16 protein-coding genes are annotated in these 14,672 nt (G+C 63.9%); 5 read left to right on the top strand and 11 right to left on the bottom strand.

Going from position 1 to position 14,672, the window contains the following annotated elements; translation table 11 throughout:
* Positions 1–81: 81 nt before the first annotated feature.
* Both proB and obgE read right to left on the bottom strand, forming a co-directional pair.
* The gene (gene proB, locus IB235_RS13860; protein ID WP_192337222.1) at positions 82–1,194 is read right to left on the bottom strand and encodes a glutamate 5-kinase; all 1,113 of its coding nucleotides are present in this window, start codon (positions 1,192–1,194) and stop codon (positions 82–84) included.
* Complete coding sequence (gene obgE, locus IB235_RS13855) at positions 1,182–2,213, bottom strand: GTPase ObgE (protein ID WP_192337221.1); 1,032 nt, start codon at positions 2,211–2,213, stop codon at positions 1,182–1,184. The genes proB and obgE overlap by 13 nt, the downstream gene beginning before the upstream one ends.
* A 133-nt stretch (positions 2,214–2,346) precedes the next feature.
* Between obgE and IB235_RS13850 the strand changes: the two genes are divergently transcribed.
* The 4 genes from IB235_RS13850 (at position 2,347) to eno (ending at position 6,289) form a co-directional block, all read left to right on the top strand.
* Positions 2,347–2,685: a multidrug efflux SMR transporter gene (locus tag IB235_RS13850; RefSeq protein ID WP_155039876.1), complete on the top strand. Its 339-nt coding sequence runs from the start codon at positions 2,347–2,349 to the stop codon at positions 2,683–2,685.
* Between the two features lie 71 nt (positions 2,686–2,756).
* Positions 2,757–4,175 carry a YdiU family protein gene (locus IB235_RS13845; protein ID WP_192337220.1) on the top strand — a complete coding sequence of 473 codons (1,419 nt, stop codon included), beginning with the start codon at positions 2,757–2,759 and terminating at the stop codon, positions 4,173–4,175.
* 13 nt (positions 4,176–4,188) lie between these two features.
* Complete coding sequence (locus IB235_RS13840; RefSeq protein ID WP_155039878.1) at positions 4,189–4,947, top strand: endonuclease/exonuclease/phosphatase family protein; 759 nt, start codon at positions 4,189–4,191, stop codon at positions 4,945–4,947.
* A 64-nt stretch (positions 4,948–5,011) separates the two neighbouring features.
* Positions 5,012–6,289 (top strand): phosphopyruvate hydratase, encoded by a 1,278-nt coding sequence (gene eno, locus IB235_RS13835; RefSeq protein ID WP_192337219.1) that lies wholly within the window; start codon positions 5,012–5,014, stop codon positions 6,287–6,289.
* 45 nt (positions 6,290–6,334) lie between these two features.
* On the opposite strand, the gene IB235_RS13830 is transcribed toward eno, so the two are convergent.
* The 3 genes from IB235_RS13830 to cysS are packed head-to-tail and all read right to left on the bottom strand — an operon-like array spanning position 6,335 to position 10,133.
* On the bottom strand, positions 6,335–7,096 hold the full coding sequence (locus IB235_RS13830) for a squalene/phytoene synthase family protein (protein WP_192337218.1): 762 nt from the start codon (positions 7,094–7,096) through the stop codon (positions 6,335–6,337).
* Positions 7,093–8,709 carry a citramalate synthase gene (gene cimA / locus IB235_RS13825; RefSeq protein ID WP_192337217.1) on the bottom strand — a complete coding sequence of 539 codons (1,617 nt, stop codon included), beginning with the start codon at positions 8,707–8,709 and terminating at the stop codon, positions 7,093–7,095. Before cimA ends, IB235_RS13830 begins: the two co-directional genes overlap by 4 nt.
* Entirely contained in the window at positions 8,709–10,133 is a 1,425-nt protein-coding gene (gene cysS / locus IB235_RS13820) for a cysteine--tRNA ligase (RefSeq protein WP_192337216.1), read from the bottom strand. Before cysS ends, cimA begins: the two co-directional genes overlap by 1 nt.
* Before the next feature lie 180 nt (positions 10,134–10,313).
* Between cysS and IB235_RS13815 the strand changes: the two genes are divergently transcribed.
* Positions 10,314–10,655, top strand: a complete 342-nt coding sequence (locus tag IB235_RS13815) for an MmcQ/YjbR family DNA-binding protein (RefSeq protein WP_192337215.1) — start codon at positions 10,314–10,316, stop codon at positions 10,653–10,655.
* Between the two features lie 178 nt (positions 10,656–10,833).
* Here IB235_RS13815 and IB235_RS13810 read toward each other — a convergent pair whose 3' ends face one another.
* The 6 genes from IB235_RS13810 to IB235_RS13785 form a co-directional block, all read right to left on the bottom strand.
* A complete protein-coding gene (locus IB235_RS13810; protein ID WP_192337214.1) occupies positions 10,834–11,178 on the bottom strand; it encodes a hypothetical protein in 345 nt (114 codons plus the stop codon).
* Between the two features lie 62 nt (positions 11,179–11,240).
* Positions 11,241–11,741 carry a transcription antitermination factor NusB gene (gene nusB, locus IB235_RS13805; protein WP_155039885.1) on the bottom strand — a complete coding sequence of 167 codons (501 nt, stop codon included), beginning with the start codon at positions 11,739–11,741 and terminating at the stop codon, positions 11,241–11,243.
* Entirely contained in the window at positions 11,738–12,289 is a 552-nt protein-coding gene (locus IB235_RS13800) for a 6,7-dimethyl-8-ribityllumazine synthase (RefSeq protein ID WP_155039886.1), read from the bottom strand. Before IB235_RS13800 ends, nusB begins: the two co-directional genes overlap by 4 nt.
* A 3-nt stretch (positions 12,290–12,292) precedes the next feature.
* Positions 12,293–13,411: a 3,4-dihydroxy-2-butanone-4-phosphate synthase gene (gene ribB / locus IB235_RS13795; protein WP_155039887.1), complete on the bottom strand. Its 1,119-nt coding sequence runs from the start codon at positions 13,409–13,411 to the stop codon at positions 12,293–12,295.
* On the bottom strand, positions 13,401–13,967 hold the full coding sequence (locus IB235_RS13790) for a hypothetical protein (RefSeq protein WP_192337213.1): 567 nt from the start codon (positions 13,965–13,967) through the stop codon (positions 13,401–13,403). Before IB235_RS13790 ends, ribB begins: the two co-directional genes overlap by 11 nt.
* Entirely contained in the window at positions 13,967–14,560 is a 594-nt protein-coding gene (locus IB235_RS13785; protein ID WP_192337212.1) for a riboflavin synthase, read from the bottom strand. Before IB235_RS13785 ends, IB235_RS13790 begins: the two co-directional genes overlap by 1 nt.
* Positions 14,561–14,672: the final 112 nt, after the last annotated feature.

The raw sequence follows: 14,672 nt of genomic DNA, 5'->3' as shown, positions 1-14,672 counted from the left end.
AAGCGAGGCTGGAGGCTTTCTTCGTTTCACAAATACCCATGCGACAGTGCGGCCGTCGCGGCGGTTGGCATGATACGCGGCTCAGACCACCATATCGTCGCGATGGATCAGGGCGGCGCGGCCCGGATAGCCAAGGATCGACTCGATCTCGTCGCTGCGATGCCCCGCGATGGCGCGGGCTTCGATCGAGGAATAACGGATCAGGCCTGAGGCCAGCGTGCCGCCCTGCATATCCAGCACCACGACCGGGTCGCCGCGGCCAAAACGACCGGCGACTTCAGTGACGCCCGCAGGCAGCAGCGATTTGCCGTGGCGCAGCGCATCCGCGGCACCGGCATCGACGCGGACCTCGCCCTTGGGCTTCATCGCCGCGATCCAGCGCTTGCGCGCGGCATGGGGGTCGGTATCCGGCAGGAACCATGTCACCCGCGCACCATTGGCGACCGCCTGCAGCGGGTGCAGGACCGAGCCCTCGGCAATGGCCATGGCGCAGCCACCGGCGACGGCGGTGCGTGCGGCCATCAACTTGGTTTTCATCCCGCCCTTGCTCAGCCCCGAGATGGGATCGCCGCCCATGGCCTCGATTTCGGGGGTGATCTGTTCGACCACCGGCAGGTGGCGGGCAGTCGGGTCGGTCTTCGGATTGGCGGTATAAAGCCCGTCCACGTCCGAAAGCAGCAGCAGCTGATCCGCCCCGCAGGTCACGGCGATCTGTGCGGCCAAACGGTCATTGTCGCCAAAGCGGATCTCGTCCGTCGCGACGGTGTCGTTTTCATTGACGATGGGGACGACGCCCATACCCAGCAGCGTCTGCATCGTCGCCCGGCTGTTCAGGTAGCGACGGCGATCGGTCGTGTCGTCCAGCGTCACCAGCAGCTGCGCGGTCTTGACGCCATTCGGGACCAGTGCTTCCTCATAGGCGCGGGCCAGACGGATCTGGCCAACGGCAGCAGCGGCCTGCGACTGTTCCACCCGCAGGGGTCCTGCGGGCAGATCCAGAACCTTGCGGCCCAGTGCGATGGCGCCCGAGGACACCAACACCACATCCGTGCCCCGCGCCCGCGCGGCAGCCACGTCGTCACACAGCGCGCGCAGCCAGTCCGCACGCAGACCCTGCGCATCGACCAGCAGCGCCGAGCCGATCTTGACGACCAGCCGCTGCGCTCGCCCCAATTCGGGGATTACGGCTGCCAAGGTGCGTTATCCTCTTCGGTCTGGGGAAGGCGCGACGGCGCGATCTGCGTCCACAGCGCGCGCAGCACTTCGGGCACGCCCGCCCGCGAAACACCGGACATCAGGAAAACCGGGCCGCCGATTTCGGCTTCCAGCGCGGCGCGCTTCTCGGCCAGTTCCTCGGGGTCGATGGCGTCGATCTTGTTCAGCGCGGTGACGCGAGGCTTTTCTGCCAGTGCGGGCGAATAGGCCGCGAGTTCGTTCAGGATGGTGCGGGCATCGGTCGCGACATCCTCGGCGGTTCCGTCCACCAGATGCAGCAGCACGCGCGAGCGTTCGACATGGCCAAGGAACTGGTCGCCCAGACCACGACCCTCGGATGCGCCTTCGATCAGGCCGGGGATATCGGCCATGACGAATTCATGCGCGTCGATACCGACCACGCCCAGATTCGGGTGCAGCGTGGTAAAGGGATAATCGGCGATCTTGGGCCGCGCATTCGACACGGCCGACAGGAAGGTCGACTTGCCGGCATTGGGCAGGCCCAGCAGGCCCGCATCGGCGATCAGCTTCAGGCGCAGCCACAGCGTGCGCTCGATTCCCGGCAAGCCCGGATTGGCATTGCGCGGCGAGCGGTTGGTCGCGCTTTTGAAATGCAGGTTGCCGAAGCCGCCATTGCCGCCCTTGGCCAGCAGCACGCGCTGGCCCGGTTCGGTCAGGTCGGCAATCACCGTTTCCTGATCCTCATCGAGGATTTCGGTTCCCACGGGCACGGTCAGCACGACATCGTCGCCCGAGGCGCCGGTACATTGCGAACCCATGCCATGCTGGCCGGACTTGGCAAAGAAATGCTGCTGGAAGCGGAAGTCGATCAGGGTGTTCAACCCCACGACCGCCTCGGCCCAGACACTACCGCCGCGACCACCGTCGCCGCCGTCAGGGCCGCCATATTCGATGAACTTCTCACGGCGGAAGGATACGCATCCCGCGCCTCCGCCACCCGAGCGGATATAAACTTTGGCGAGATCGAGGAACTTCACAACGCAATCCTTGGCAAAATACGGGGCAGAGCGTGGGATACGCCCTTGGCCCGTCCGGTTCAAGGGCGGCGTGGCTTTTCCCCGGCGAAGGGACAGGTTATCATCCCCGCGCCCTTGCGAAAGATGCCTGAAAATGCCCCTGACCACCTATGCCACTCTGGTTATCGCGATCGCGCTTGAGGTGGTCGGCACCACGTTCCTGCAACGCAGCCAGCAGTTCACGCAGGTTTTGCCGACGCTGATGATGGGGCTGTGCTATGCCGGATCGTTCTATTTCCTGTCGTTGACGCTGCGCACCATGCCCTTGGGCATCGCCTATGCGATCTGGAGCGCGCTTGGCATCGTGCTGGTCTCGACCATCGGGCTGGTGGTGTTCGGGCAGCGGCTGGACCTGCCCGCAGTCATCGGCCTTGGGCTGATCGTGGCGGGCGTGGTCGTGGTCAATGTCTTTTCCTCAACTGTGTCACATTGACGCGCAAGGTGGCCGTGCCGCCCTTAACATTTCGCCAATGAAGGCTAGATAAGGTCGAAAGGAGGGTCACAATGATCCACTTCGACAACAGCTACGCCCGCCTGCCCCAAGGGTTCTTCACCCGCACTGCGCCGACCCCGGTGCGCGACCCCAAGATTGTCGCCCTGAACCTGCCACTGGCCGCGCGTCTGGGCCTTGATCCCGCATGGCTGCAAAGCCCCGAAGGCCTGCAAATGCTGGCCGGGAATGCGCTGCCCGAAGGGGCGGAACCGATCGCACAGGCCTATGCCGGTCACCAGTTCGGCGGCTTTTCCCCGCAACTGGGCGATGGTCGCGCGGTGCTGCTGGGCGAAGTCGTGGCCCCCGACGGTGCGCGTTTCGACATCCAGCTGAAAGGCTCGGGGCCGACGCCCTTCTCGCGCCGGGGCGACGGACGGGCTTGGCTGGGTCCGGTTCTGCGCGAATATCTGGTCAGTGAGTTCATGGCCGCCTTTGGCGTGCCGACCACGCGGGCCTTGGCCGCCGTCACCACGGGCGAGCAGGTCATCCGCGAAACCCTGCTGCCCGGCGCGGTCCTGACCCGCGTGGCGTCCAGCCATATCCGGGTCGGCACGTTTGAATTCTACGCCGCACGCGGCGACCGTGACCGGCTGCGTCTGCTGGCCGAACATGTCATCGCGCGGCATTACCCCGACGCCTCGGGTGCGGCGGACCTGCTGCAGCGCGTGGTCGAAGCGCAGGCCTATACGATTTCCTGCTGGATGGGTCTGGGCTTTATCCATGGCGTGATGAACACCGACAACATGTCGGTCTCGGGCGAGACCATCGATTACGGCCCCTGCGCCTTCATGGACGGCTATCGGCCGGACAAGGTGTTTTCCTCGATTGACGCTTATGGCCGCTATGCCTGGAACGAACAGCCCAATATCGCCGTCTGGAACCTTGCGCAGTTGGCCAGTTGCCTTGTGCCGCTGATGGGCGACAGCGATGAGGCCGTGGCCGAGGCGACGCGGATCGTCCATTCTTTCCCGGCGCTGTACCAGCGCGAATGGCTGCGCCGTTTCGCGGCCAAGCTGGGCATCACATCCCCGCGCGACACCGACCGCGCGCTGATCGAACGCCTGCTGGGCCTGATGGCCGAGGGACAGGCCGACTTCACCCGCGTTTTTGCCGGCCTATCCAACGGCAAGGCCCGCGACGAGTTCCTGAACCGTGATTCCTTCGACCAATGGTCCGTAGACTGGCAGGCACGCGTGAAAGATCTGCCGGACGCCGCGCAGGTCATGGCACGGGCCAATCCCCGCCGCATCCCGCGCAACCACCGGATCGAGGAAGCCATCGCACAGGCCCGCGACTCCGGCGATTACAGCCCGTTCCATCTGCTCGACGCCGCCTTGCGAGACCCGTTTACGGATCGCCCGGAATGGGACAAACTCGCCCTTCCTCCCCAGCCCGACGAGGTCGTCCAGCGCACCTTCTGCGGCACCTGAGAAGAAAGGTTCCATGCCCCAACGCACGGATCGGCTGAGACTGGCCAGCTACAACCTGCATAAATGCCGCGGCATGACCGGCCCGCACGCTCCCGAGCGAAACCTTGAGGTCATTGCCGGTATCAAGGCCGATGTGATCGCCCTGCAAGAGGTCGACTTCCGCCTTGGCCGCCGCCCCGAGGCCCTGCCCCGCGCCCAGATCAAGGAAGCGACCGGGCTGGTTCCGGCCGATTTCGTCTCGACCGGGGAAAGCTCGCTGGGCTGGCATGGCCAGACCATCCTGATGCGCCCGGAGCTGGCTGAGCAGGCGACCATCCGCCGCCTGCCCTTGCCCGGATTCGAGCCGCGTGGGGCATTGGCGTTGCGCCTGCCCGGCGTCACGGTGATCGCCGTGCATCTGGGGCTGATCCGGTCCTCGCGCCGCGCGCAATTGCGCCGGATCGTGGCGCAGGCCGGGCGTTTCGGCCATGACCGGCTGATCCTGACCGGCGATTTCAACGAATGGCACGACAATCGCGGGTTGGAGGCGCTGGCACCGATGCATGTGCTGGCCCCCGGTCCCAGCTGGCCCGCGCCCTTTCCACGCCTGCGTTACGACCGCATCGCAGTGTCGCGCGGGATCGAAGTGCTTGATTCCGGGGTCTGGGACAATGAGACGGCGCGGCTCGCCTCGGATCACCTGCCGATCTGGGCCGATCTGGTGCTGGAACCCTGGTCCGCCGCACCCGAGCCGGGGATTTCCGGCCGTGTGAGCGATAACCCCGCTGAATGACGCTTTTCTGCATCTGCGAAGGCCGCTAAACAGCCTGCAACCATTGTCACGAGAGGGACGGAACATGACCGCCATCATCGACATTTTCGCGCGCGAGATCCTGGACAGCCGCGGCAACCCGACCGTCGAGGTCGATGTCACGCTGGAAGACGGCACGATGGGCCGCGCTGCGGTGCCCTCGGGTGCCTCGACCGGCGCGCATGAGGCCGTCGAGAAGCGCGATGGCGACAAGTCGCGCTACATGGGCAAGGGCGTGCTGGAAGCCGTCGCCGCCGTGAACGGCGAGATCGCCGAGAACCTGATCGGCGAGGATGTCACCGACCAGATCGGCATCGACCGCCTGATGATCGAACTGGACGGCACCCCGAACAAGTCGCGTCTGGGCGCGAATGCCATCCTCGGCGTGTCGCTGGCAGTGGCCAAGGCCGCAGCCGAGACCAGCGCCCAGCCGCTTTACCGCTATGTCGGCGGCACGGGCGCGCGCATCCTGCCGGTGCCGATGATGAACATCATCAATGGCGGCGAGCATGCCGACAACCCGATCGACATCCAGGAATTCATGATCATGCCGATTTCGGCATCGAGCATCCGGGAAGCCGTGCGTATGGGTTCCGAGATTTTCCACACGCTGAAAAAGGAACTGTCGGCGGCGGGTCTGTCGACCGGGATCGGCGACGAGGGCGGCTTTGCCCCGAACCTTTCCTCGGCCCGCGATGCGCTGGACTTCATCCTGAAGGCCATCGAGAAGGCCGGCTACAAGCCCGGCGAAGACATCATGCTGGCGCTGGACTGCGCCTCGACCGAGTATTTCAAGAACGGCAAATACGAGATGAAGGGCGAAGGTCTGTCCCTGACCTCGGCCGAAAACGTCGCCTATCTGGAAGCGCTGTGCAACGACTACCCGATCCTGTCGATCGAGGATGGCTGCGCCGAGGATGACTGGGAAGGCTGGAAACTGCTGACGGAAACGCTGGGCGACCGCGTGCAACTGGTCGGCGACGACCTGTTCGTGACCAACCCCGAGCGCCTGGCCGAGGGCATCGAGCAGGGCTGCGGCAACTCGCTGCTGGTCAAGGTCAACCAGATCGGCACCCTGACCGAGACGCTGGACGCCGTCCGCATGGCCGATCGCGCGGGCTATACTTCGGTGATGTCGCACCGTTCGGGCGAGACCGAAGACGCCACCATTGCCGACCTCGCCGTCGCCACCAATTGCGGCCAGATCAAGACCGGCTCGCTGGCCCGTTCGGACCGGCTCGCGAAATACAACCAGCTGATCCGCATCGAGGAAATGCTGGGCGCTTCGGCCGAATATGCCGGGCGCAGCATCCTGCGCGGCTGATCGTCACGCGAATATGCGGAAAGGGCGGCCAATTGGCCGCCCTTTTCATATCCACCAGCGATGGGTCAGCGCGAAGGCGCCAAGCGCCAGTCGTTTTCGAAACTCCGAAGGCTGGACGACGGCCAGCGCCTCAATCCCTTTCGGGGCCGCATCAAGGACGGGTTTGACGCCCGCGCCGGGAAACAGGATCGGTGCCACGGCACGCGACACGTGACCCCGCTGCGCCCGCGCCTCGGTCAGTTTTTGCCGCGCATGGGTCGCGATCTGCGACAATGCCTCGGGCGACGGGTCCCAAAGGCCCAGCCCCAATCCCTGAAGCGCGGGCAAGGCGGCCAGCCAGTTGACCAGACCCAGCCCCTCGGCTTGCGCGGCAATGGCAAGCGTCGCCGCCGTCGGCCCATCGAGGGCCTCGGCGGCGAATTGGGCCAGCGGCACCGCCGTGTCCCGCACATAAGCCATGACAGCGTCCGGCCCGTCATGCGGTTCGCGCGCCGAATCGCGACGGCGAGCTTCGGCCAGCGCGGCCAAGGCTGCCGCGCGCGGGCCCCACGCCTCGGCCAACGGCGTCAGCAATTCATGTGACTGAGCCTTACCCTCGCCGATATCCTCAAGCCGTTCGATCCACCATTGCAGGCGCATTTCAGCGATCAACGGCTCGTTCGAGGCCAATGGCGCGCGGGCTAGCTCGAGGTTCAACGCATAAAGCGTCAGCAACCGGGACCGCGCCGCAGAGGGGACCATCAGGCAGATGCCGAACCGGTCGGGATCATGTTCTCGCAACGCATCTGCGCAGTCATCGAGACTCATGCCGGAGCCACCCGGTCGCGGATCAGCTTCCAGCGGATCGCGTCCACCAGCGCCTCAAAACTGGCATCGACAATGTTATGCGAGACGCCGACGGTGGACCAGCGATGCCCCTGCCCGTCAGCGCTGTCGATGATGACCCGGGTGACGGCATCGGTGCCACCGCCGGTGATGCGGACGCGGAAGTCGACCAGATGCATGTCCTCGATATGGGTCTGGTACGGCCCCAGATCCTTGCCCAAGGCGCGCCAGAGCGCGTTGACCGGGCCGCGATCCTGCCCCTCTTCATCCATGCTTTCGCTGACCGACAACATGCGCTGATCGCCGATGCGGACCACGACCACGGCTTCAGACACCGAGATCCGCTGCCCCAGCGCGTTCTTGCGCCGCTCGACGGTGGTGCGATAGCGCTCGACCGAGAAATAGGGTTCAAGCGTCCCAAGCTCGGCCCGCGCCAGCAGTTCGAAACTGGCCTGCGCGCCGTCATAGGCATAGCCCTGATCCTCGCGCACCTTTACCAGATCAAGAATGCGGGCCAGCGCCGGATCGTCGCGGCCGACCTCGATCCCCGCACCGGCCAGACGCGCACGCAGATTCGACTGCCCGGCCTGATTGGACATCGGGATGATCCGCTCATTGCCGATGATCGCGGGTTCAACATGCTCATAGGTCGCGGGATTTTTCAGGATCGCGCTGGCATGCAGCCCCGCCTTATGCGCGAATGCCGAGGCCCCGACATAGGGCGCGGCGCGCAGCGGCACGCGGTTCAGGATCTCATCCAACCGGCGCGAGATCCGGGTCAGACCGGCCAGTCCCTCGGGTGAAACGCCGGTTTGCAGCGTCGAGCGATAGGGCTCCTTCAGCAGCAGCGTCGGGATCAGCGTGGTCAGGCTGGCGTTACCGCAACGCTCACCCAGGCCGTTCAGCGTGCCCTGAATCTGGCGCGCGCCTGCGTCGACGGCAGCCAGGGTGCAGGCAACCGCATTGCCGGTATCGTCATGGCAATGAATGCCCAGCCGGTCGCCGGGAATGCCGCCCGCGATCACCGCGCGGGTGATTTCGCCCACGCGCCCCGGCAGCGTGCCGCCATTGGTGTCGCACAGCACGACCCAGCGCGCGCCTGCGTCAATCGCCACGCGCAGGCATTCCAACGCGTAATCGGAATCGTCAGCGTAGCCGTCAAAGAAATGCTCGGCGTCGAACAGCGCCTCGCGCCCCTGCGCCACCAGATGCGCGACCGAGGCGCGGATGTTCTCAAGGTTCTCGTCCAGACCGATTCCCAGCGCCTCGCGGACATGAAAGGGATGGGTCTTGCCGACCAGACAGACCGAGGCCGTGCCCGCATTCAGCACCGCCGCCAGCACATCGTCGTTCTCAGCCGAGCGTCCCGCCCGCTTGGTCATGCCGAATGCGGTCATAGTGGCGCGGGTTTTGGGCGCTGCGTCAAAAAAATCGCTATCCGTCGGATTCGCGCCCGGCCAGCCGCCCTCGATATGATCGACGCCCAGCAGGTCCAGCATCTGCGCGATCTCGACCTTCTCGGCGGCCGAGAACTGCACGCCTTGCGTCTGCTGCCCGTCACGCAGTGTGGTGTCGTAAAGGTAAAGGCGTTCCATCAGAGCCCTTTGAGTTCGTTAGCGTCGAAGTGGGCCATCGGCGCGAGCTCGACACCTTCGCGGCCCATCTGAACCGCGACGCCAGCGTTGGTTAGCATCTCTTTAAAGCTGTCGACTGGTGCAAAGTCCTTAGTCTGCTTTGCGACATCGCGGAGGGCTTGAAGTTTTTCCGCATATGAAGCGAGCCCCGCAACCTTTTCTCGAAGTTCCCCAATACGGGCTCCCATCTGATCAAGTTTGATCAATCCAAGAAAATCGAGGTTTGCTACCAGATCGGTCACGAGGTCGCTTTGATTGGCCATCCGATCTAGCGCCATGAGTGCAGCATGGGTGTTGAGATCGTCAGCAAGCGCCGCGACAACTGCCTCATGAGGTCCGATCATCCTTGCCTTGGCAAGATCAGCGTATTTTTCGGCCATCCAAACGTAGTCTTCGAGCTTACTCCGCGCCGCGACGGCTTTTTCCTCCGTCCAGTCCATCGGACTACGATAATGCGTCTGCATCAAAACGTATCGGATCACCTCGCCCGGAATCCCCTGATCCAGCAGGTCGCGCACGGTAAAGAAATTGCCCAAGGACTTGGACATCTTCTTACCCTCGACCTGCAGCATCTCATTATGCAGCCAGACATTGGCAAACTGCCCATGCGGATGGGCGCAGCAGCTTTGCGCGATCTCATTCTCATGATGCGGGAATTGCAGATCGATCCCGCCCGCATGGATGTCGAAGCTCTCGCCCAGCAGCTCATAGGACATGGCCGAGCATTCGATATGCCAGCCCGGGCGCCCCCGACCCCAAGGGCTGTCCCAACCCGGCAGGCCGTCATCCGAAGGCTTCCACAGCACGAAATCCATCGGATCGCGCTTGAAGGGTGCAACCTCGACCCGCGCGCCGGCGATCATGTCATCGACCGAACGCCCCGACAGCCGCCCATATTCGGGATAGGAGCGCACGTCGAACAGCACATGACCCTCGGCGGCATAGGCATGGCCCCGCGCGATCAGAACCTCGATCATCTCGATCATCTGGCCGATGTAGTCGGTGGCGCGCGGCTCAAAATCCGGGCTTGCCGCACCCAGCGCGTCCATGTCGGCGTGATACCAGCCGATGGTTTCCTCGGTCCGCTCGCGGATCAGGTCCTCAAGCGTACCCGAGGCACCGGCCTCTTTCCGGGACAGCGCGGTCGCGTTGATCTTATCATCGACATCGGTGAAATTGCGCACATAGGTCACATGATCCGCGCCATAGACATGGCGCAGCAACCGCACCAGCACGTCAAAGACGACCACAGGCCGGGCATTGCCCAGATGCGCCCGGTCATAGACGGTGGGTCCGCAGATATACAGCCCCACGCGCGCCGGATCGATGGGGCAGAAAATCTCTTTTCCGCGGCTCTTGGTATTCGTCAGTCTGATCTCGACCATGACTTCCCTCGAATTGGGCATCCCGAACCTGTCCCGGCGCGGGCGTCATTGGTCACGAAGGAACGCCCGCCTGAATTTTCAGCCGGTAATGATGCAACGGATGGTGGCGGCGTGCAGCTTCATGCCGTTGCCTTAAACCATCGCCTTGCCTCTGCCAAGAGAGGCTGCAAGACTAAGGCCATGAGCCGCGAACTGGTCAATGAAATCTGCGCCGCACAGCCGGGGGCCGAATGGTCCGATCCCTGGGGCGGAGGCCATGATTGCTGGAAGGTCGCGGGCAAGATTTTTGCCCTGACCGGAACCGTCGGAACACACGTCACCGTCAAGACCGAAAGTGTCGAGATGGCGTCCTTCCTGATCGAGACCGGCGTCGCCGACCGTGCCCCCTATATGCACGCAAGCTGGGTCGCCCTGCCGCTTGACGCCGCCCCCGACGAACTGGCCCACCGCATCCGCCATAGCTACCGTCTGGTCCGCACGGCCCTGTCCCGCAAGGCACAGGCCGCGCTGCCGCCGCTGTAGGAGTGAGCTCCGCACACAATTAATGTTATTTATCAATTAGATAAATTTAATTATTTATCTAATTTCGAAGCCCTCATAAAAACACATATATATCGTGCGATAAAGGACTGCGCCTACAGCAGCAGGCGCGTAGGAAATAGGGCCACAGTCCAGAACGCTGGGCAAGATCGAAGGCCGCTTAATGCCCGTGGCTATTCGGTAGCAGCTTCTTACGATCACTGTTGCCTGCCGCTGATTCAACCAGCACCTTCGGTCGCGAGATGTTGGAAAACACCAATCTTCCCGACGGCGGTTTCCTCCCACCTTCAGCCATCAGCATCACGGAAATGCCGAACTGCACGCCTGCAAACAGCGCGGCGTGAAAGAAAATCAGCATGAAGAAACCGATCAGGCCCGCCGGACTTGCAAACAGCAGATGGCGAAGCCCCGCGATGTCAAAGGCCACCAGCAGGACAGCGAAGATGACGCCTAGAACGGCCCCGAGCATCATGCTGGAAAGGTAAAGCCGGATCAGCCTTGGCATGGCATCCCTCCTGCCGGATCAGGCAGGAAGGATAGTCGCTTTGCGGGAAATTCCCAAGAGGCTCAGAAAGCCTCGGGGCGGGCCTCGCGGGCCATGTGGTCAAGCACGGCGTTCACGAATTTCGACTCGCGGCCTTCGGGGAAGAAGGATTGCGCGATGCGGACATATTCGGTGATGACGACCTTAGGCGGCACGCTCGACGCAACCAGTTCGGCTCCGGCGGCACGGAACAGCGCGCGCAGCACCGGGTCGATGCGGGCGATCGGCCATTTCGCCACCAACCCGCGATCGGTCATCTGGTCGATCTTGGACTGCCAGTTCACGACCCCATCGACGACACGGCGGAAAAGGTCTTCATCGGCCTCGGCCGAGACCATGTCTGCGTCCTCATCCGTCCGGCCGATGCGCCATTGGCTGAATTCCGCCAGAACGCGATCGGCGGATTGGCCGCCAGCTTCCATCTGGAACAGCGCCTGAACGGCGTAAAGCCGGGCGGCCGCAGTGCGGGCCTGACGGGCTGCTTTCTCTTCCGGGCTCAGCCGGTTTCCACCTTGCCCGCTCATGCGCCGCGTGGTCCTTCAAGTTCGCCCGCAATGCGGATCACGTCTCGGTTCAGATCGGCGGCCTGTCCGGCCGGGCGGGCTTCCCAGCCGCGCTTCAGCGCGATCAGGTGCAGCGCCGCAGCAGCCGCGCCGCCACCCTTGTTCTGGCCCTGATGCTCGGCGCGGACGGCAGCCTGGTCGTAATTCTCGACCGTCAGGATGCCATTGCCGATGCAGGTGCCCTGCAGGCCCAGCAACGTCAGCCCGCGAGAGCTGTCGTTGCAGACCGTGTCGTAATGCGTGGTCTCGCCGCGGATGATGCAGCCAAGAGCGACATATCCGTCGTAAAGACCGCGCGACGCCGCCAGCCCGATTGCAGTCGGGATTTCCAGCGCGCCGGGAACCTCGACCAGATCGACGGCAGCCCCGACCGACGCGGCGACAGCCTTGGCGCCGGCGACAAGCTCATCCGCAATCTGGCGGTAATAGGGCGCGACCACGATCAGCAGCCGGACGCCGCCCTCGATCCTGGGCAGCGGCAACTGATAATGTTCGATGCTGGCGGCCATGTTCTACTCTTTGGGAATCGGACGGGTGGAATGGATCGAAAGCCCGTAGGCGTCAAGCCCGACAACCTTCACCGGAGCAGAATTCGTCAAAAGAACCAGTTCGGAAAGCCCCAATGACGACAGGATCTGCGCCCCCAGCCCGTAATGGCGCAGGGTATGGGGCGAAACCTCGCCCTGAACCGGCAATTTCTTTTCCAGATCGCGGAACAGGACGATGACACCCCTGCCCTCGCGGCCGATCTCGCGCATGGCGGCGGAAAGCTCGCCCGCATCGACGCGACCGATGCCCAGCACGTCATGCAGCGGGTCCAGCACATGCATGCGGACCAGAACCGGCTCGGGCGAGGTCAGATCGCCCTGGGTCAGAACGACATGCTCGGCCCCGGTGGTTTCATCCGCAAACAGCCGCATCATCCAGTCACCGCCATGCAGCGAATGAACCGCACGCTGCGAGCGTTCCGCGATCAGGTTGTCGTGGCGGCGGCGATAGGCGATCAGGTCGCTGATCGTGCCGATCTTCAGGCCGTGGCGTTGTGCAAAGGCGACCAGATCGGGAAGGCGCGCCATGCTGCCATCCTCGTTCATGATCTCGCAGATCACGCCCGAGGGGCTGAGCCCGGCCAGACGCGGCACGTCCACGGCGGCCTCGGTATGACCGGCGCGGACCAGCACGCCACCATCGCGGGCGCGCAGCGGGAAGACATGGCCCGGAGAGGCGATATCCGCCGCACCCTTGCTGGGATCGATGGCCACCGCGACGGTATGGGCACGGTCATGGGCCGAAATGCCGGTGGTGACGCCTTCGCGCGCCTCGATCGACATGGTGAAAGCGGTCTCATGACGGCTGGAATTCTTGGGGCTCATCAGCGGCAGGCCAAGCGCGTCGATGCGCTCGCCGGTCAGGGCCAGACAGATCAGGCCGCGACCATGCATGGCCATGAAGTTGATCGCCTCGGGGGTGGCCATCTGGGCCGGGATGATCAGGTCGCCCTCGTTCTCGCGGTCCTCGTGATCGACCAGGATGAACATGCGGCCATTGCGGGCCTCCTCGATGATCTCCTCGGTGGTCGAGATCGCATCCGACCAGTCGCGCTCGACAGGTCCGGGATTGTCATACTGCATCGGCAACTCCTGCAAAGAAGGCCTGACCGCTTACGAAACCCGCAAGACCGCCCGCCGTCATCATCTCGCGCTCATGCGCAGTTTCGCCGATCATCAGAACGGCATCTCCCGGCAGGCCCTGCGCCCTAAGCCAGGATTTCATTTCGTCGCGCATCGCGGACCAGCTTGCCCCGAAGACGGCCAACTCGCGCCCCGACACCGCCCCGATCTGACGCGCCAGCACATCGGGCGCAAGGCCCGGTGCACAACCCAGATGGGGTGACGCAGCGACTGCGGCAATGCGGCCCGCTTCAAGCACAGGCACAGCCTCGCCCCGGCGAAAGACGCCAAGCGCGTTCGAGGAATAAAGAAACGCCACCAGATCGCGTCCGGTTGTGGCCCGGACACCCGCATAGGTCTTGAAGTCCAGCCCCAGCGATTTCGCGCGGCGCACTTGCAGGCGCACGACCTCGACCGGAAGCCGGGCTCCCAGAAGCTCGCGGCGCGCGACGCTCCAGCAATGGGCACGAAAACCGCTACCCATTCCGGGGCCGCCATTATGCCCGATGCCGGCCATCACCCCGCCTCGGCCAGCCGCGCGACATAGCGCGCCAGCGTGTCGATTTCCAGATTGACCGCATCGCCCGTCTTGATCGTGCCCCAAGTGGTGACCTGCTGGGTATGGGGAATGACGTTGATGCCAAAGGTCGAGCCTTCGACCTCGTTCACGGTCAGCGAGGTGCCGTTCAGCGCAACCGAACCCTTGGGGGCGATGAACTTCGCCAGCGTATCAGGCGCACGGAAGGTGATGCGAGTGCTGTCACCCTCATCATGCATCTCCTCGACGATGGCGACGCCATCGACATGGCCCGAAACGATGTGCCCGCCCAGTTCGTCACCGACGCGCAGCGCGCGCTCAAGGTTCAGGCGCTTGCCGCCCGCCCAGCCATTCGCACCGATATTGGTCTTGGAGATGGTTTCCGCGGAAATATCGACATCGAACCAGTCGGGTCCCTTGTCCACAACCGTCAGGCAAACACCGTCGCAGGCGATCGAGGCGCCCATATCCACGCCGACCATATCGTAATGGCAGGAAATCCGGGCGCGCATATCGCCCCGCATCTCGACGTTGCTGACGGTTCCGATATCGGTGATGATCCCGGTGAACATCTTTCCCTCATGCGCAATCCTGCGCCGAGACCTAGAGCTTTGCTGCGCAATCTTCAAGCGAGGCTACGCCGATTACCGGCCAGGTTGAGAAATGCGCGTGACAGTTTCCCAA

The sequence above is a fragment of the Paracoccus sp. PAR01 genome (genome assembly GCF_014851995.1).
Classification (GTDB): domain Bacteria; phylum Pseudomonadota; class Alphaproteobacteria; order Rhodobacterales; family Rhodobacteraceae; genus Paracoccus; species Paracoccus litorisediminis.
This window is presented reverse-complemented; position numbering and strand designations above follow the sequence as displayed.